This window comes from Lachnoanaerobaculum orale, from assembly GCF_003862485.1.
In the GTDB taxonomy this organism is placed as follows: Bacteria; Bacillota; Clostridia; order Lachnospirales; family Lachnospiraceae; genus Lachnoanaerobaculum; species Lachnoanaerobaculum orale.
In genome coordinates this window covers 171,342-190,416 of the sequence record NZ_RRCM01000001.1, presented here as the reverse complement: position 1 = coordinate 190,416, position 19,075 = coordinate 171,342, and the positions used below count along the sequence as shown (strand labels likewise).

At 39.3% G+C, this 19,075-nt stretch carries 19 protein-coding genes and 1 pseudogene; 9 read left to right on the top strand and 11 right to left on the bottom strand.

Annotated features, from left to right (window positions below; all coding sequences use genetic code 11):
• The first annotated feature begins 79 nt into the window (after positions 1 to 79).
• Positions 80 to 1,306 (top strand): tyrosine--tRNA ligase, encoded by a 1,227-nt coding sequence (gene tyrS / locus EHW90_RS00995; RefSeq protein WP_124950519.1) that lies wholly within the window; start codon positions 80 to 82, stop codon positions 1,304 to 1,306.
• A 218-nt stretch (positions 1,307 to 1,524) separates the two neighbouring features.
• On the opposite strand, the gene nrdD is transcribed toward tyrS, so the two are convergent.
• On the bottom strand, positions 1,525 to 3,693 hold the full coding sequence (gene nrdD, locus EHW90_RS00990) for an anaerobic ribonucleoside-triphosphate reductase (protein WP_124950517.1): 2,169 nt from the start codon (positions 3,691 to 3,693) through the stop codon (positions 1,525 to 1,527).
• A gap of 463 nt (positions 3,694 to 4,156) precedes the next feature.
• On the opposite strand from nrdD, the gene EHW90_RS00985 reads away from it, so the two are divergent.
• From EHW90_RS00985 to EHW90_RS00950, 8 genes are all read left to right on the top strand, one after another.
• Positions 4,157 to 5,104: an ABC transporter permease gene (locus EHW90_RS00985; protein ID WP_124950515.1), complete on the top strand. Its 948-nt coding sequence runs from the start codon at positions 4,157 to 4,159 to the stop codon at positions 5,102 to 5,104.
• Complete coding sequence (locus EHW90_RS00980) at positions 5,094 to 5,891, top strand: ABC transporter permease (protein WP_124950513.1); 798 nt, start codon at positions 5,094 to 5,096, stop codon at positions 5,889 to 5,891. Before EHW90_RS00985 ends, EHW90_RS00980 begins: the two co-directional genes overlap by 11 nt.
• A 32-nt stretch (positions 5,892 to 5,923) precedes the next feature.
• Positions 5,924 to 7,486: an ABC transporter substrate-binding protein gene (locus EHW90_RS00975; protein WP_124950511.1), complete on the top strand. Its 1,563-nt coding sequence runs from the start codon at positions 5,924 to 5,926 to the stop codon at positions 7,484 to 7,486.
• A complete protein-coding gene (locus EHW90_RS00970; protein ID WP_124950509.1) occupies positions 7,486 to 8,250 on the top strand; it encodes an ABC transporter ATP-binding protein in 765 nt (254 codons plus the stop codon). The genes EHW90_RS00975 and EHW90_RS00970 overlap by 1 nt, the downstream gene beginning before the upstream one ends.
• Before the next feature lie 33 nt (positions 8,251 to 8,283).
• The gene (locus tag EHW90_RS00965) at positions 8,284 to 9,039 is read left to right on the top strand and encodes an ABC transporter ATP-binding protein (RefSeq protein ID WP_124950507.1); all 756 of its coding nucleotides are present in this window, start codon (positions 8,284 to 8,286) and stop codon (positions 9,037 to 9,039) included.
• A 200-nt stretch (positions 9,040 to 9,239) separates the two neighbouring features.
• On the top strand, positions 9,240 to 9,689 hold the full coding sequence (locus EHW90_RS00960) for a DUF3290 domain-containing protein (RefSeq protein WP_124950505.1): 450 nt from the start codon (positions 9,240 to 9,242) through the stop codon (positions 9,687 to 9,689).
• 1 nt (position 9,690) lies between these two features.
• Positions 9,691 to 10,326 carry a DUF421 domain-containing protein gene (locus tag EHW90_RS00955; protein ID WP_124950503.1) on the top strand — a complete coding sequence of 212 codons (636 nt, stop codon included), beginning with the start codon at positions 9,691 to 9,693 and terminating at the stop codon, positions 10,324 to 10,326.
• 137 nt (positions 10,327 to 10,463) lie between these two features.
• A complete protein-coding gene (locus EHW90_RS00950) occupies positions 10,464 to 10,823 on the top strand; it encodes a cupin domain-containing protein (protein WP_124950501.1) in 360 nt (119 codons plus the stop codon).
• Positions 10,824 to 10,955: 132 nt separating this feature from the next.
• On the opposite strand, the pseudogene EHW90_RS13920 reads toward EHW90_RS00950, so the two are convergent.
• From EHW90_RS13920 to EHW90_RS00900, 10 genes and pseudogenes are all read right to left on the bottom strand, one after another.
• A pseudogene (locus EHW90_RS13920) lies at positions 10,956 to 12,529 on the bottom strand (IS1182 family transposase).
• Between the two features lie 83 nt (positions 12,530 to 12,612).
• The gene (locus EHW90_RS00940; RefSeq protein WP_124950499.1) at positions 12,613 to 13,101 is read right to left on the bottom strand and encodes an HD domain-containing protein; all 489 of its coding nucleotides are present in this window, start codon (positions 13,099 to 13,101) and stop codon (positions 12,613 to 12,615) included.
• A 21-nt stretch (positions 13,102 to 13,122) separates the two neighbouring features.
• A complete protein-coding gene (locus EHW90_RS00935) occupies positions 13,123 to 13,992 on the bottom strand; it encodes a transporter substrate-binding domain-containing protein (RefSeq protein WP_124950497.1) in 870 nt (289 codons plus the stop codon).
• A 60-nt stretch (positions 13,993 to 14,052) separates the two neighbouring features.
• Positions 14,053 to 14,826, bottom strand: a complete 774-nt coding sequence (locus EHW90_RS00930; protein ID WP_060931087.1) for an amino acid ABC transporter ATP-binding protein — start codon at positions 14,824 to 14,826, stop codon at positions 14,053 to 14,055.
• A gap of 19 nt (positions 14,827 to 14,845) precedes the next feature.
• The gene (locus tag EHW90_RS00925) at positions 14,846 to 15,517 is read right to left on the bottom strand and encodes an amino acid ABC transporter permease (RefSeq protein ID WP_124950495.1); all 672 of its coding nucleotides are present in this window, start codon (positions 15,515 to 15,517) and stop codon (positions 14,846 to 14,848) included.
• Complete coding sequence (locus EHW90_RS00920) at positions 15,498 to 16,157, bottom strand: amino acid ABC transporter permease (protein ID WP_040457886.1); 660 nt, start codon at positions 16,155 to 16,157, stop codon at positions 15,498 to 15,500. The genes EHW90_RS00925 and EHW90_RS00920 overlap by 20 nt, the downstream gene beginning before the upstream one ends.
• A 180-nt stretch (positions 16,158 to 16,337) precedes the next feature.
• A complete protein-coding gene (locus EHW90_RS00915) occupies positions 16,338 to 17,156 on the bottom strand; it encodes a CAP domain-containing protein (protein WP_124950493.1) in 819 nt (272 codons plus the stop codon).
• Between the two features lie 274 nt (positions 17,157 to 17,430).
• Complete coding sequence (locus EHW90_RS00910; protein ID WP_124950491.1) at positions 17,431 to 17,955, bottom strand: NUDIX hydrolase; 525 nt, start codon at positions 17,953 to 17,955, stop codon at positions 17,431 to 17,433.
• Between the two features lie 35 nt (positions 17,956 to 17,990).
• Positions 17,991 to 18,434: a MarR family winged helix-turn-helix transcriptional regulator gene (locus EHW90_RS00905; protein WP_060931091.1), complete on the bottom strand. Its 444-nt coding sequence runs from the start codon at positions 18,432 to 18,434 to the stop codon at positions 17,991 to 17,993.
• Between the two features lie 82 nt (positions 18,435 to 18,516).
• Positions 18,517 to 19,062: a glutathione peroxidase gene (locus tag EHW90_RS00900; protein WP_060931092.1), complete on the bottom strand. Its 546-nt coding sequence runs from the start codon at positions 19,060 to 19,062 to the stop codon at positions 18,517 to 18,519.
• Positions 19,063 to 19,075: the final 13 nt, after the last annotated feature.

The following is a 19,075-nucleotide window of genomic DNA, read 5'->3' as shown; positions in this document are numbered from 1 at the left end:
GTATAAGCTTGACCCTTTCTCATTACTTTGTTATACTTTTATGCAATTTATTAGATTAAAATATATCGAGGATAATAATATGAATTGTTATGAAGAACTTAAGGCCAGAGGACTTATCGCTCAGGTCACAAATGAAGAAGAAATAAGCAAAATGATAAATAACGGTGAGGCTACTTTCTATATAGGATTTGACCCTACAGCAGACAGCCTTCATGTAGGTCACTTTATGGCACTTTGCCTGATGAAGAGACTTCAGATGGCAGGTAACAAGCCTATAGCTTTGGTTGGCGGCGGTACAGGTATGATCGGCGACCCTTCAGGCAGAAGTGACCTTAGAAAGGTACTTACTGTAGAAGATATCGACCACAACTGTGAATGTTTCAAAAAGCAGATGAGCAGATTTATAGAATTCGGCGAGAACAAAGCCAGAATGGTAAACAATGCCGATTGGCTCAGAGATTTAAACTACATGGACTTTATCCGTGATATAGGACCTCATTTTTCAGTCAACAATATGCTCAGAGCAAAGTGCTATGAAAATCGTATGGCAAACGGACTCTCATTCCTTGAGTTTAACTATATGATACTTCAAAGCTATGACTTCTACAGACTTTTCCTTGACTACGGCTGCAATATGCAGTTCGGCGGTGACGACCAGTGGTCAAATATGCTTGGCGGTACCGAACTTATCAGAAGAAAGCTTGGAAAAGATGCTCATGCCATGACTATCACACTTTTACTGAACTCAGAGGGTAAGAAGATGGGCAAGACTGTAGGCGGTGCCGTTTGGCTTGATCCGAATAAGACATCTCCGTTTGACTTCTACCAGTACTGGAGAAATCTTCCTGATGCCGATGTACTTACCTGCCTTAGAATGCTTACATTCCTTCCGCTTGAGCAGATAGAGGAAATGTCAAGCTGGGAAGGTGCGAAGCTTAATGAGGCTAAGGAAATACTTGCAATGCATCTTACAGAGCTTGTACACGGCAAGGAAGAGGCCGAAAAAGCAAATGCCGCAAGTAAGTCTCTTTTTGTAGGCGGCGGCGATATGAGCAATGTTCCTACCTACGTTCTGCAGGATGAGGATTACAGAGACGGCACTATAGATCTTTCAGGTGTACTTGTAGTAAGCGGACTTTCAAAGACAAGATCCGAAGCCAGAAGAAATATCGAACAGGGCGGCGTATCTGTAGAAGGTGAAGTGATAAAGGACGTAAAGAAGACATTTACAAAAGAAGACTTTGCAGGTGAGGGCCTTCTTGTTAAGAGAGGCAAGAAAAACTTCTGTAAGGTAAAATCTGAATAAATTATCAATGTGTCTGTTTGCTGATAAGAAGTCAAAGAAATATTTCATATAATCAGCCGGTGGAAATAATCAGACTCAGGCCATATAAAATAGAAGTATCCGGTAAGGTACATTTTTATCTTTGTATCTTGTCCGTGATACTTCCTTTTTTATAGCTTTTTAACTCCGACAAAAAAGCTACCGCACTTATAAATGCAGCAGCTTATATTATAATTTTATTACAGATGCAGTACTCTGTCCGCTATCTCCTGTGTTCTTCCCTGGTTCCAGAACTGTGTTCCTATATATCCGCAGGTTCTTCTTGCCACATTGAGCTTACTCTGATCGGTATTTCCGCATTTCGGGCATTTCCATACAAGCTTACCCGCATCTTTAACGATCTTAATCTCACCGTCATATCCACATTCCTGACAGTAGTCGGACTTTGTATTAAGCTCGGCGTACATGATATTGTCATAGATAAATCCAAGCAGACTCATTACAGCCTCAAGATTGTCCTGCATATTCGGTACCTCCACATAGCTGATAGCTCCGCCCGGTGAAAGCTTCTGGAATTCGCTCTCAAACTTAAGCTTTGTAAACGCATCTATATCCTCAGACACATGAACATGGTAGCTGTTTGTAATATAGTTCTTGTCTGTGATGCCCTCTATGATACCGAATCTCTTTTGAAGAGCCTTCGCAAACTTATAAGTTGTAGACTCAAGCGGTGTACCGTATGGAGAATAGTCGATGTTCTCGGCCTTCTTCCACTCGTTACACTTGTCGTTCATCCTTTGCATAACGCTGAGTGCAAAAGGCTTTGCGGCATCATCTGTATGGCTCTTTCCGGTCATATACTTTACACACTCATATAGTCCGGCATATCCGAGACTTATTGTAGAGTAGCCTCCGTATAAGAGCTTATCTATAGGCTCACCCTTTTTTAATCTTCCAAGTGCTCCGTACTGCCAAAGTATCGGTGCAACATCTGAAGGTGTACCCTTTAATCTCTCATGTCTTGCTCTGAGCGCTCTGTGGCAAAGCTCAAGTCTCTCGTCAAAGATATTCCAGAACTTTGTAGTATCTCCGCCTGATGAAAGCGCCACATCTACAAGGTTGATTGTAACAACACCCTGATTGAATCTTCCGTAGTATTTCGGCTTGCCGTTCTCATCCACATAAGGTGTCAAGAAACTTCTGCATCCCATAGGTGTATAGCAGTTTCCGTTGCCGTTTTTATCTACTTTGTACTCAAACATCTTCTTCTCTGAAACATAGTCAGGTACAAGTCTCTTTGCGGTACATTTTGCGGCAAGCTTTGTAAGATGATAATATCTGCTTCCCGGACGAACATTGTCCTCCTCAAGTACATATATAAGCTTAGGGAACGCAGGTGTTACCCATACACCGCTCTCATTCTTTACACCCTGATATCTCTGTCTTATCATCTCTTCTATAACAAGTGCAAGGTCTTCTTTTTCCTGCTCGTTCTTCGCCTCATTCAAGTACATAAATACTGTAATGAAAGGTGCCTGACCGTTTGTGGTCATAAGTGTAACCACCTGATACTGTATAGTCTGTACACCCTTTGTGATTTCCTTACGAAGTCTGTTCTCTACAATCTCTTCTTTTCTCTCATTTGAAACATTAAGACCGTACATCTCGGCTTCAACCTCGTCACGGATTTTCTTTCTGCTCACATCTACAAAAGGTGCAAGGTGAGTAAGTGAAATACTCTGTCCGCCGTACTGGCTTGATGCCACCTGTGCAATAATCTGTGTAGCTATATTGCAGGCTGTTGAGAAACTGTGCGGTTTCTCAATAAATGTACCTGATATAACTGTACCGTTTTGAAGCATATCCTCAAGATTTACAAGGTCACAGTTGTGCATATGCTGTGCAAAGTAATCTGCATCATGGAAGTGAAGTATTCCGGCCTTATGAGCTTCAACCACTTCACTGTCAAGAAGTATTCTCTCTGTAAGGTCCTTTGAAACCTCTCCTGCCATATAGTCTCTTTGTACCGAAGCAACAGTAGGATTCTTGTTGGAATTTTCCTGCTTTACTTCCTCATTGTCACATTCAATAAGTGATAATATCTTATCATCCGTTGTATTGTTCTTTCTCTTAATACTCTGAACATATCTATATGTAATATACTTTCTGGCAACCTCATAAGCGTTCTCTCTCATGATGCCGTCCTCTACCATATCCTGTATCTCTTCCACGCTCATAGCACGGTTCATGCTCATGCACTGGTTCTCTACAGTATTGGCAATACGGTCTACCTGTGATTTCTTCAACTTGTCATCTTCGCCCACTACAGCATTTGCTTTGTAAATAGCCGCTATAATTTTTGAAATATCAAAATCTACTTCAGCACCGCTTCTTTTTATGATTCTCATATCTGAATCCTTCCTAAAAAATAGTATATTTATTATATGTTATCTGCGACAGTCTCGCAGTTGATTTAAATATCAGGCTTTTCTTCCTTGCCTTACGTTTTCCTAGTATACACAATATATAGTGGTTGGTCAATGAGCAATTTACAATATACTGTGGTAGAACTTTCTATGCCAATACAACAAAAATTTATTAAATATTTTCAAGGCAGGGAAGAAAAGCAATTTCCTTATAATTTTTGACCATAAAAACCTCAAAAAAATATATTTCAATATTGGTTTTAACTTATTTGAAACCAATATGTCTTGTACACAAAATACCGATAAATACAATATAGCAACTCTCATACTTATTTTGAATTTGAAACTCAATTTCAACTTGACATATCTCTCACTCTTTTATATGCTATTATCATGTTTAAAAGTTCTATCTTAAACAAATAATTTTGCCTTTTAGGTGATAAAATTGTATAAATATATTTTTAAAAGATTATTATCGTTGATACCTATTCTTATCGGTATCAGCTTCATATCCTTTGCGCTTATTTACTTCACAGGAGGAGATGCGGTGGCTGTAAGGTATGAGGCGATCGGCGGAGTACTCTCCCCTGAGCTTATCAGTCAAAAACGTGAAGAACTCGGATTAAACAGACCTTTTATTATTCAGTATATAGATTGGCTTTTGGGAGTGCTTAAGGGTGATATGGGAATCAGCTATGTCTCAGGCAAACCTGTATTTATATATATATTAAGCAAATTGCCTAATACATTACTTTTAAGTGCCACTTCGCTTATTGTTACAATACTTATATCACTGCCTCTGGGTATACTCTCGGCAATAAAAAGCGACGGTATATTTGACCATATAATAAAGACTGTGTCTTTTATAGGCAATTCACTGCCTAATTTTTTTGTGGCACTTGTACTGTCCTATATATTGGCACTCAGACTTAAGCTTCTGCCTGTAATATCACAGGGCACAGGCATAAAAAGTCTTATACTGCCCACTTTGACACTTTCTTTGGCAATGAGTGCCAAATATATCAGGCAGATACGTGCTCTGGTTATATCCGAGCTGTCAAAACCGTATGTAATCGGCGCAAGAGCCAGAGGTATAAAGGAAAACACCATAATATTTTTCAATGTACTCAGGCTTACTTCACTTACAATCATTACACTTATGGCGTTAAGCTTCGGCAGCCTTTTGGGCGGCAGCGCTATAGTTGAAAATATCTTTATGTGGGACGGAATAGGAAAGCTTGCAATAGAATCCATAAACTTGCGTGACTATCCGGTAATCCTGGCTTATGTGCTTTGGATGGCATTTATATATGTCTTTGTCAATCTTCTGGCGGATATTTCCTACTATTTCCTTGACCCGAGGTTAAGACTTGGAGGTAAAAATGAGAAATAAAAAAATCCTTATTCCTTCAATTCTTGTAGCCCTGCTTTTGATATTTGCATTCTTTTCGCCATACCTTACTCCGTATAATGTATCGGAACAAAATCTTATGATATCAAGGCAAGCTCCTTCTTTTGCACATATCATGGGTACGGATATATACGGAAGAGATATGTTTTCAAGGGTGATTGCCGCAAGCAGGATAAGTATATTTTCCGCTCTGGCTGTAGTACTTTTGATGGCGATAACCGGCGTAGTCATAGGTATATTCTGCGGCTACCTTTCGGGAATTGCAGACACCGTTCTTATGCGTGTCTCAGATATATTTTTAGCCTTTCCCGGGCTTGTGCTTGCGATTGCCACAGCAGGACTTTTCAAAAACGGTATTTTGGGTGCCGTCATTGCGCTGGCAAGTGTAGGTTGGCCAAGATACGCAAGACTTTCAAGAGGTCTTGTGCTGTCTACAAAGACTTCAACTTATATATATGCCGCCAAACTGAGCGGCAGTAATACGGTTCAGATAGTCTTTACACAAATATTGCCCAATATAATCGGGCAAATTATTGTGACCGCCTGCCTTGATATAGGTACAAGCCTTATGGAACTGGCGGCACTCTCATTCTTGGGACTCGGAGCCACGCCTCCTACACCTGAATGGGGAAGTATGATAAATGAAAGCAGAAGTCTGCTTCAACTTTCACCTTGGATCACACTTTCTCCCGGAATTGCCGTATTTATTACAGTTTCCGTGTTCAATATATTCGGTGAATCACTGAGAGATTATTATCAAGCAAAATAGCTGTTAACAGCTTAAAATAAAGGAGTATGAATATGAAAAAACAAATGAAACTGCTTTCTGTCGCAATTATAGGAACTTTGCTTTTGGGTGCATGCAGCACTCCGCAAAAGTCGGCACAGTCAAAAGATGAAAGCGCCGTCTCCAAAGAAGACAGTGTAAAGTCACTTGTATACGGTACAAGCAGCTACGGTGTCGGAATGTCCGATGCGGGTCTTAATCCTCATGAGGACTACTCAGGCTGGAGCCTTGTACGCTACGGTGTCGGTGAGACACTGTTTAAGTTAAATGACAAGCTTGAGCTTACCCCGTGGCTGGCAGACTCTTACAAATTCATAGATGACAACACACTTGAAGTAAAGATAAAGGACAATATAAACTTTTCATCAGGCAGGAAGCTGGACGCAACAGCCGCCAAGGAATGTTTTGAAGATTTACTTGCAGTGCACGACAGAGCACCTAAGGATATGAAAATAAGCGAGATAAAGGCTGACGGCCAAACTCTTACATTTATCACTACAGAACCGAATCCCGCACTGATAAATTTCCTTGCGGAACCTTACTCCGCTCTTATAGATATGAAAACAGGTGTGGATGCAAATAAGAATGTATCAGGTACAGGCCCTTATAAGGCAACCTCCGTATCCGACACCGAAATTGACTTAACTTCAAGAGATGACTATTGGGACGGTAATGTCGCAAAAACAAATATAAAGGTAAAGTCGGTGACAGACGGTGACACCTTAACTATGGGATTGCAATCGGGAGAACTTGACGCGGTATACGGACTCCCTTATGCGAGCTACCCTCTGTTTGAAAACGACAACTACAATATAAATTCCGCCGCTACAAGCAGGGCTTTCTTCCTACAGTTAAACTTTGACAACGATCTTTTTCAGGATAAGAATATAAGATCGGCTATAGCTATGGCAATTGATAAGGACGGTTTTGTCAATGTACTTCTTGGCGGTCACGGCAAAGTGGCCAACGGACCTTTCCCTATGCAAGACGGCGACAGTTTAAACTACTCGTTCTCACCGGATAAATCAAAGGAACTTCTTGGTGCGGCAGGCTGGTCGGACAGCGACAATGACGGCTATGTTGACAAGGACGGCAAAAACTTTGAAATAAACTTTCTTACATATCCGGGCAGAAGCGAATTGCCTGTTTTGGCACAGAGTATACAGTCAAACCTTAAGGACATAGGAATAAAGGTAAATATAAACAGTACCGAGAACTATCTTGAAGTTATGAAAGACTCTAAAGCATGGGATATACTTGCAAGTGCTATGGTAACAAATCCTACAGGAAATAAGGAATATTTCTTTGACATGACTTCTCTTTCAGACTCACCTAAGAACAGAGGACACTATTCAAATGCCGAGCTTGATGAGCTTGCAAAGACCTTATCAACCACATTTGACCCGGATAAGCGTGATGAACTTGCAAAACAGATGAGTGATATTTTAGTGGATGACTGCGGATTTATATTTGTTTCACATCTTCAAATGAGCCTTGTAAGCAAGAAAAACATAAAAGGACTGACTCCGATGCCAAGTGACTACTATGAATTCAGTAAGGATTTGGTAATAGAATAATGACTGAACTTTTGAAATTTCAAAATGTGAATATCTCATACGAAAACAAACAGGTACTGTATGATATATCATTTTCACTCTCATCAGGTGAAATACTCGGTATAGTCGGCAACAGCGGATGTGGAAAATCCACACTGTTAAAAAGTATACTTTCACTTGAAGGACCTAAGGTAACAGGCGGTGATATAATATTTGAAGATAAGAGCCTGCTTTCACTGAATGCTTACGATATGAGACAAATCAGAGGTAAGAGTATCAGCATGGTATTTCAGGAATCGGGCATTCATACCAATCCTTTAAAGACTGTAGGTGATACTGTATTTGAGAGTATGAGAGCGCATTCAAAAATTTCAAAGAGGGACGCACTTGATACGGCAGTGAGCATCTTTGAGAGCCTGTCTTTGCCGGACCCTGAGAGGATATTGTCATCCTACCCCTTTGAGCTCTCAGGCGGTATGAATCAAAGGGTCGGAATTGCACTGGCGATGCTTAACAGGCCTTCAATTATACTTGCAGACGAGCCTACAAGCGCACTTGACCCGATAGTGGCTGTACAAATAGTGAACGAGCTTAAATCTCTTAGAGAAAAGTATAATACCGCCATTATCCTGGTGACACATAATATAAAGATAGCAAGAAGTATCACAGATACAATCATGGTTTTAGACCACGGTAAAATAGCGGATTACGGAAATACAAAGGAAGTACTCTCCTCTCCGAAAAGTGAATTTACAAAGGAGCTGATACTTTCCGCTTTGGGGTAGACTTTTGTCTCCCCTTTTTATTTTGGAGTATATATGAATAAAAATATTTTAACCATAAAGAACCTGACAAAACAATTTGCAGGAGCAAAAAGACCAAGTATTGAAAATATAAACCTGTCACTGGATTTCGGCAGATGCCTGGGCATAGTCGGTGAGAGCGGTTCGGGAAAAAGCACACTTGCAAGAGCTATAGCAGGTCTTATACCCGTCTCCTCGGGCGAAATATATTTTGAAGACAAATGTATAAGTAAGTTTAACTTTTCACAGTATAAAAAAATATATAAGGACCTTCAGATGATATTTCAACTTCCAAGGGAAAGCTTCAATCCCACAAGGACGCTTGGAAACAGCATAGTTTTAAACCTAAAAAACTTCGGCATAGCCGGAAGCTATAAGAGTAACGCGATTTCACTTTTAAATCGCTGCGGACTGGATGCCTCATTCTATGACAAATATCCGAATGAGGTAAGCGGCGGTGAATGCCAAAGAGCCGCCATTGCAAGGGCTATAGCCGGTTCTCCCAAGCTTTTAATATGTGACGAGGCCACCTCGGCACTTGATATGATAGTACAAAAGAAAATAATAGCTTTATTAAACAGCCTTAAAGAAGAGATGGGCATGGCGATACTTTTTATCTGCCACGATATTTCTTTGGTGCATTATATGTGTGATGATGTGGCGGTAATGAAATCGGGTCATATAGTTGAAAAAAATGTTGCGAGTCAGATTATACATAAGCCTAAAAACGAGTATACAAAGGCGCTTATTGAAGCTTCCAATATCTACTGAAATTATACTTGCAATATGATTTACAAAGTGTTATAAGATACTAAGTTTCACTTTTCAAAAATACTTATCAAATGACAGACAGTATGTAGAAATTATAAACTGATTGAGGTGAACTATATATAACCGCATATCCGAAAATCAAGTAACTTCACTTTGAGGTTACAGCCTTAAAGTTTTATATACAGAAAGGAAATATTATTATGAATTTTTACACACTGGACTACATAACCAAAACCCAGTCAAACGGTTTGATTATACGCTCCGCTATTATTATCGTACTTTTGGCTATAGTTATACTGACAAGCTTTAAGTTTATGAAAGACAGAATGAAAACAAAGCTTAGAGATATCTCAATAGGTATTGTAGTTTTGACCTTTATACTTTTAGGTATTCAGGTGGAGCATTACACACAGAACAACCGTGATTTTTCACAGTCTCATGTACTCTTAAAATTTATTGAAAGTGTGGCCACGGACTACAAAGTTTCTCCTTACAATGTTATGGTGAACTCCACTACATTAAAGGACGGAATAATAGTAAGATATAATGACGAGGATTATACGGTTCATTTGAATGCCGACAACAACTCATACACATTGGAGCGTACACATATAATCAACCACAATGTATATGTAGACGGGGAGAAATAGTATGAATATATATTTGTTAGTCGGAATAAAATTTATTTTAGGTATTTTAATAATGATTTTACAGATACATATTCTCGGCAAATATGAGTTTTCTGTAAATACACCTTTAAACCAGATTCAAAACTATGTACTCGGCGGTATCATAGGAGGTGTTATATATAATACTTCCATATCCATCTTGACTTTTTTGATATTCATACTTGTATGGTCACTGGTTGTTATCATAGTTAAGCTTATGGTCAATATCGACTTTGTAAAGTCACTTGTCGTAGGTACTCCCACCACATTGGTAAAAAACGGTAAGGTCAATGTTGCCAACTGTGCAAAAGTCGGCATATCTGCAGAACAGCTTATGTTGACTATCAGAACCGAGGGGCTTGACTCAACCGAGGATGTAAAATCCGCCATTATGGAGACCAACGGCAAATTAACCATTATAGATATGAAATCCTCCGCTCCGAGGTTTCCTCTTATATCAAACGGCAAACTCAATGAAGATGTTCTTGAAATTATAGGACATGACAAAGATTGGGTTAAATCAAAATTGAAAGAGCACGGCATAGACAGTATAAATGATGTGTTCTTGGGAGAATATGTAAAAGGCAGATTGGTTGTGACCGTTTATCCTAAGATGTAAGCGGATTGTTATATAAAAAATGCATAACAATAAGTAATAAAATGTATTTCCTAATATTTTTTCACAGTGCTATATTAAAGACAACAAATTAGTCTCAGTTCGTTTCAGACTAAAATAAATTTATTAGGAGATAAAAAATGGCCGGTTTTAAGATTACAAAAAAAGATGGTTACTATGCATATGAGGCTCCGGGACATAAGGAGTGCAAGCTTACAAGACTTCACGACCCTGCCGATATAGACGGCGGAAAGCTTGTATGCGGACTTTCACATTTCCTTCCTGCAGGCGGCGGCACAGAGTACGGTGCAAATCCTCTCGAATCTATCTACTACATCATCAAAGGCAAGATGCTCTTTAAAGGTGATGACGGCAGTGAGACCGTACTTGAAGAAGGTGACAGTGTACATATCGCACCGGGAAGCAAAAAGTGCGTAACCAATATCGGAACGGAGACTGCGCAGATGCTTGTAGTGCTGCTCCCTCCGGCACAAAACTGAGTATAAGGGGGTGTGAAAAAACTCTATAGAGTTTTTTCGCATCTCCCTTTTGTAATTATTGTGTATAAATGACTGAAATCATACGCAAGAAAAGCGCACTTTCCCTACCCCATAGAAATTCTTTTTTTAAATCTATGCGGCAGTTCTGTTTCTTGTCTTTTTTTCTGATATTTATATAAATTATGGCCTATCGCCACGAGTAAAACTTCCAGTTTGACTGAATGAATACCTCTTCGGACAATTCTCTTGTACCAACGGTCGCTTTTCATAATTCCGAAAGTACCTTCTGCTTGTATCGAACGATTCATTCTCAATAACGCACCGTGGATACTTTCAAGGTTTTCTATTACTTCCTTATGCATGGAAGTTAGTTCCTGATTGATCCGAACAGTTCGATTCTTATCTGTCTTCTTACATTTCTTTGCATATGGACATCCGCTACAGTCTTCGCATTCATACAGTTCTTCCTTGCGTCCGTACTGATTTCCCCTCACACCTTTTCTGCATAAAAAATGGAATGCTTTATCGTTAGGACATCTCATGACTCCTTGTTCATCAATTCTGAAGTTAACTGCACGAAATGGATCTTCATGATATTTCCGATCCTTAGTTTCCTTTTTAAACATTGGAAATTTCATATACTTTTCAATTCCGTTCTGTTCACAGAAAATATAATTATTGTATGAGCCATATCCGGCATCTGCCACAGGATATTTGGGATAGAATCCATAAGTTTGTTTGAAGTGATCCATCATAGGAACGAAACAATCCATATCTGAACGATAATGGTTAACGTCAACAACTGCAATATATTCATCTGCTACACCAATCTGTACATTATATGCCGGCAGAAGCTGATCATTGCCCATGTAATCAGTTTTGATACGCATAAAGGTAGCTGAGCTATCTGTTTTAGAGTAACTATTTCGGTCAGGACCACAGATTTCAATTTTTTGTATGTATTCTTGAAGTTTTTGACAGAAAGTAGTTAAGTGTTCATAATGACGCTGTTCTTTGGATTTTCGCTTTCCGCTTCCTTAAACGAATGTACTTGTATCCAGTTCCCATAAAAGTACCAGCTGCTCAACGATTTCATTCAGATAATCCGGTACATACTCTGTGTTTGTTGTGATCTGCACCCCACTCCATGCGATTTCTGCATTAATTTCCTCAATCTCCGCAGTGATTTTTTCGTAAAGCTTGTAACGGAACTTTTCGGTAGCCTTCTTCCATACCCAGGTATACTTGTTTGCGTTTGCTTCAAACTTGGAGCCGTCGATGTAGAGATGTTGCAGATCTACATGCTCCTCGTTAAAGATAGCATGATTGATATCGTTAAAAATGTTTTCAATCTTATCTTTAAGTATTTTATTGATGAAATATCCAAAGGTTCTGTATGACGGAGTCCGGTAATCCATGAGATAAATGAACCTGATATTAACTTTGCAGTTGTCTTCAAGTTTTCTCAGAGAGCAGTAACCGCTAGTCATAAATCCGAAAAGTACTGTCTTTAACATGTTGACCGGATTATATCTGCGTCGTCCGGTTGTGTACTCCGGAATATCCGTCAGATACTTGTTTAAATCGATTCCTCCTATCAATCTGTCAAATGTTAAAACAGGATCCATCAGATCCAAACAATCTGAAAGAAACAGTGGAAAATATTCTTGTTTTGAATTACAATAGGTATTGGGTAAATTTTTCATTCCAAGTTAATTTTACCACAAAAATAGGACCTTTCGCATGAGCGAATGGTCCTATTTCTTTTGGGGACTTATTTCACAGCCCCTTAGATTAAGAATAATTCTTTTAAATATCTGATGCCTGTATCAGTCTTAAATACATTCTTCATCATCTCTTCTATTGCGTCCTTTTTTATACTCATTTCCTGAGCATTCACCAAAAAATCCGCTTCAAGCAGTATCTGCAAATCAATACCGTCCACATCGGTGTAGGTATGGTGATGTGCTATCATATAATCTATTCTGTCCGCTACACTTTTCTTTACATCCGTGTCTGCAAAAAACTCCTTTATCATAGGAGATGACACTTCCTCCTGCTTTTTGCCGTCTGCATTTCCATACTTTGCTCTAAGTGACGGACATGAGATATCATGAACTATAGCTGCCATCTCCAATGTCCTTTGAGTCTCATCATCCAGCTTCTCACCCATTCCTATATTCCTTGCGTAAGCCCAGACCTTCAAAAAGTGGTTTATATCATGGAAGCTTCCGTGACTTGCTACAATCATCTTCTCCATTACTTCATTAACTGTCATATGCCACCGCCGAAATTTTATTTAGTTTGTCTTTCCGCCCTCTATCACAAGAGTATCCGCATACTGTGCACCGTATGTATCTTTAAGTGTTGCTTCATAGTCTTCGTGGAAGAAGTTCTCTTTTCCGAGATTCTCAATCTCAGTGTTTACCCAGTCAAGCAATGTTGTATTGCCCTTTGTTACAGCCGGTGCAATAGTGTCCTTTACTCCGAGGTCATCAATACCTACAACATATCCCGGATTGCTCTTTGCAAATGCAAGTACCTCGGTATTGTCGTTTACCCATGCTTTACCGCTTCCGTTTAAAAGTGCATTCTTGGCATTTGCATATGTATCATACTTTTGAAGCTTGATATTAGGATAATTCTTAATCATGTAAGGTTCTGCCGTTGTTCCTGATATAATAATCATCTCATCATTAGGATTCCAGTTGTCAAGGCTGTCTATCTTATTATTCTCAGGTGAGATAACTCCAAGGCCTACGTTCATATATGGAAGTGCGAAATCTACAGCCTCCGCTCTCTCAGGTGTAACTGTAAAGTTTGCAAGTATAAGGTCAACTTTACCTGTCTCAAGGTATTCAACTCTGTTTGCAGCCTCTGTACTGACATAGTTTATCTTTACACCGAGGTCCTTGCCGAGTCTGTTTCCGAAGTAAATATCATATCCCTGATACTCACCGTTCTCATCCACATATCCGAACGGATTCTTGTCCGAGAACACACCTATATTTATAGTACCCGACTTCTTTATCTCGTCAAGTGTTCTGAAGTTGTTTTTGCCGCCCTTTCCGCCTGCATCTGCAGTCTTTGCAGATGAACCGCATGCGCTGAGTGCCAATGCACCTGCCGCCAAAACACCTAATAAACCTATCAACTTAATTTTCTTCATATTTAATCCTCCGATAAATCTTTCTTATATATATTATTATGGGTAATACCCGAATTTTTATTATATGTTATACTCTTCCTTTTCGTCCTTTATAGACTCAAATTCAAATATATTCAAAAACTGTCTTGCTCTCTCAGTCTTAGGAGCACTAAAAAAGCTCTTCGGCCTTCCGGTCTCCACTATATTTCCCTTATCGAGGAAATATACTCTGTCCGCAACTGCCTCGGCAAACTGCATCTCATGAGTAACGATAATCATGGTGGAACCCTGCTTTGCAAGGTCAAGCATTACATCAAGCACCTCTCTGACCATCTCAGGGTCAAGGGCCGCCGTAACCTCGTCAAACAACAAAATCTCAGGATGCATTGCAAGTGCTCTTACTATCGCCACTCTCTGCTTTTGACCGCCTGAAAGCTCTCTCGGATAAGCCTTTGCCTTATGTGCAAGTCCTACCTTATTTAAAAGCTCCATTGCTTCTTTCTTTGCTCTCTCCTTATTCACTCCGGCAACCTTTGTAGGAGCCAAAATGATATTGTCAAGTATTGTCATATGCGGAAAAAGCTCATAGCTTTGGAAAACCATACCTATCTTTTGTCTAAGTCCGGTCAAATCCTTTTTATTGTAGTCGATAGCCTTGCCTTCAAGGCAAATCTCTCCGCCCTGTATGGCCTCAAGACCGTTGATACATCTAAGCAATGTGGACTTGCCGCAACCGCTCGGTCCAATCAAAACTATTACTTCGCCCCTGTTCAGTTCAAGGCTCACACCTTCAAGTACAGGTGTCTTACCGTCATAGTTTTTTACAACATTTTTTATTTCCAATAATGCCGGCATAATCTCTCCTTCCGTCACTTTATCTTCGCTTTTCCAGATATCTTGCAAGCATACTTATAGGCGTACATGCTATGAAGTACATCAAAAATACCGCCAGATACACTCCGAAAGCCGCATTCGGGCTTGCCGTTCTGTTAGCCTCTATTATCTGCTGCGCCACCTTTATTACCTCTACCACGCCTATCATAAGTACAAGTGATGTTGTCTTTATCATTCTGGTAATCAAGTTTATTGAAAGCGGAACAAGTCTCTTTATTGTCTGAGGTATTATAATGTATACAAATATCTGTCTCTTACTAAGTCCCAACGCCTCACCGCTTTCGTACTGGTGCTTCGGGATACTTATAATCGCTCCTCTGACCAAGTCTCCCATCTCTGCAATTCCCCAGAGACTGAATACTATAACGGCCGCCAGATCTCCCGATATATCCACTCCGATCACTCTTGTACTACCGAAAAATACTATAAACAAAAGTACAAGCTGAGGCATTATTCTTATAATTTCAAGATATACTCTAAGTACCGCCTTCAGTATAGGATTTTTAAAGGTCATAAGTATTCCTACCAGTATGCCTAAAGGTATGCTGATAATCACCGCTATCAAGCTTATCCTTAGGGCCACTCCCATTCCTCCCAAAAGTCTTACGGCGTTTTTGCCTTTGAATATAACATTAAGACCCAAATCCGGCATAACGCACCTTCCTTTCTACATAGGATCCCAGTATGGAAACCGGCAGTAATATAATCAGATAGAAAAATACCAAAAGTGCCAGGCTCTCTACTGTCTTGTAATAAATTCCGATCAAATCCTTTGCCGTGAACATCAAGTCCATCAAGCTTATAGCCGAGAATACTGACGTCTCTTTCAATAAGAATATGATGTTTGCTACAAATGCAGGTGTACTTATTGAAATTGCCTGTGGAAGAAGTATATAGAAAAGCGCCTGATTGTGACTGAGTCCGAGACTAAGTGCACTCTCCTCCTGTATCTTATCTATAGTTTCTATTCCGCTTCTGAAAGCTTCGCACATATAGCTTCCTCCAAGGAAAGCCAGTCCGATTACTCCGCAGATAAAGGCATCTATCCTTATACCCAGCTTCGGTAAACCGTAGTATATAAAAAACAGCTGTATAAGTAGGGGGGTATTTCTGCTAAGTTCTATATATATGCTTACCAATTGCCTAAGCACCGGTATTTTCTTATGTAAAATCAGTGTGCATAAAAGCCCCACCGCTATTGCAAGTATTATTCCGAGTATACCGATCTTAAGTGTCAGTATCGCTGCATGCACATACAGCGGAAATACCTGCTTTATAAATCCAAAATCCATAATCATTCTCCAAGATACTGTCCGTATCCGTTTTTGTTTTACGCAATACATAATAGCACTATAAACCCTTTTTGTCTATAGGTTTATAGTAATTTATTTTAAAATTTTGATAAAAAAAGTAAAGTATATAAAAATTAAAAACCTATACCCGGGTATAGGGTATAGGTAAGGAATCACTGTTTACATTCTGGCACCGAAGTCCGCTACCCAGTATATAATACCGTCTTTTATGTAGCATCCGACACCAAATGAATCATAATCTTTGCCAAGTATTTGGGCTCTGTTCACCTCCGAACTCATCCAGTATTTTACAACCTCTTCAGGTGTGCTCTGACCCACCGCTATAACTTCACCGTAATATCCAAGTCCCGGCGGCAGTGCATACAGGTAACTGTCTCCGTCAGGTCTTGTATGTGAATAACTCTGCGAAAGCTCCTTAGCTCTTACATGCACACTGTCTGCAAACATACTGTCATCAAATAAGGACGGAACACCATACTTTGCTCTCTCATTGTTTATAAGCTCGACAGCCTTCTTCTCAAAAGCCTGTGTAGATATCTTTTTTGCGTCCACCTTTGCACCGGACTTTCCTTCAGGATTGTATACGCCGTTTGAGTCCACATAATAGTCTTTATGCTCTTCATTCATTATATCAACATATCTGTTTACAGCCATTCTGCCGCCTAATATAGGGTCAAAATAATACCATTTATCATTGATCTTTGACCAACCTTCCTGCATCTGACCGTTATCGGTATCCAGATAGTACCAATCATCACCGTCTTTTAGCCAGCCTTTTTGCATATATCCCAGACTGTCAATGTGATACCACTTATTATCAAGACTTAACCATGACGAATGTGCAAAAGTACCGTCGGAAAACTGATACTTATAACCCTTATTATCCTCTTTCCAACTGCCGTTTTCCGCAAATGTAGGTATTGTCATTGCCAATGTACCTATCGTCAACGCTGCTCCAAGAAATAAACCTTTTTTCATACGGTCTCCTTTCTTATGAAAATCAGTTATGCTTAAGTTTCAAAGTACACCTTATACTTTATTTTCAAAAACTTAGCTGTTAATTACATTTTACATTATTTTCATGAAAAAAGTAATCTTTTTTTATAGTAAATTTAGATGGTACATACATATATATTTTGTGATATAATAACGTACCCCCTAAATAAAACAAATTCCTGATTGCGAGCCTCAATATATATTTTTCTCTCCCACAACAAAAGCCACAAGGTTTCCCTCATGGCTCTTCATATATCTAACTTATGCATTTGTAGAAAAAATCTTTCAAATCTCCATAGCGAAGAAATTTATTATCTTTTGCTGTTTCCTTTATATCCTCTATACTTGCAAGTCTGTAGTCCGACACTTCTCCTTCCTGACCTTTTATATTTTTTATATCATCTTGTGAAATCTCAAAGCAATAGATATCTGCAAAATATTTATTGCCCTCAACGGTTCTTCTCTTTTGAGTTTGAAGGATTTTATAGTCTCTGCCAAAAAGGTTTACATTGGTCTCTTCCAGAATTTCTCTGTATATCGCTTCTAAGGAAGACTCGCCTGCTTTTACTCCGCCTCCCGGTATCTCCCACATTCCGGGAGACCACAGCTTTTTTCTATCACGCTTTGTTATAAGTATCTTTTTATCCGCACTGACCAAAACCGCAGACACTATCAAAAAGTACTCGTCATCATTAAGAGCTATGGCGGCTCTGTCTACAGTTTTTCCTGTCGGCCTTTTATTCACATCATATATATCACAAAATTCTTTTTCTGCACTCATTGTAATCGCTCCGTAGCTCCCTGAAGTTTGTGGAATTATTCCACATCTCCCATGTCGCTTAGAATTTTATTTAGCATTGTACGAAGCTGTACCATCTCTTCATCACTCAATTTCAGGCAGCCTCTCATTCCTACCGGAATATCAACAGCCTTTTCTCTAAGCTCTTTTCCGCTCTCTGTCAAAGTTACTATAAGAGTTCTCTCATCTATCTTTGAACGCTCTCTGGTTACATAGCCCTTGGCTTCAAGCTTTTTTAATACCGGAGTCAAAGTACCTGAATCAAGGAAAAGCTTGTCACCGAGTTCCTTAACATTGAGTTCTTTTTCTTCCCACATTACCATCATTACAATATACTGTGTATATGTCAAATCCAATCTGTCTAAGTATGTTTTATATCTCCTTACGATTTCCTTTGAGCAAGCATATAGCGGAAAACAAAGTTGATTTTCAAGTTTTAATGAGTCATACTTACCTGCCATTTTTTACATTCCCTCTTTCCTTTTAAAAGACTTTAAGGAGCCTTTATTTTCATAAACGCTCCTTATGTCTTCGTCATTAAAATTAAACTAATTCTTTAACAGCCTCTTCAACTACCGCAACACCTTCAGTAGGCTCAAATCTTCTTACAACATTTCCGTTCTTATCGATAAGGAATTTTGTAAAGTTCCACTTGATATCAGGCTTGCTTGCGTAATCAGGATCGGCCTCGCTAAGCATCTTTGTAAGAAGCTTTGACATATCGTTGTCTGCTCCCCAACCTGCAAATCCCTTTTCGCTCTTAAGGTACTTAAATACCTCGCTTGCGCCGTCACCGTTTACCTCAATCTTTGAGAAAAGCGGGAAAGTTACACCGAATCTTGAGCTGCAGAACTTTGCAATCTCTTCATCACTTCCCGGTGCCTGATGTCCGAACTGGTTGCATGGGAAATCAAGTATAACAAAATCCTTGTCCTTATAATCCTCATATAACTTCTGTAACTGCTCATACTGTGGTGTAAATCCGCACTCTGTTGCTGAATTTATTATTAAAACAACCTTATTCTTGTAATCGCTAAGGCTTACTTCCTTACCTTCATTGTTCTTTACTTTAAAATCATATATGCTCATTTTATTTCCTCTT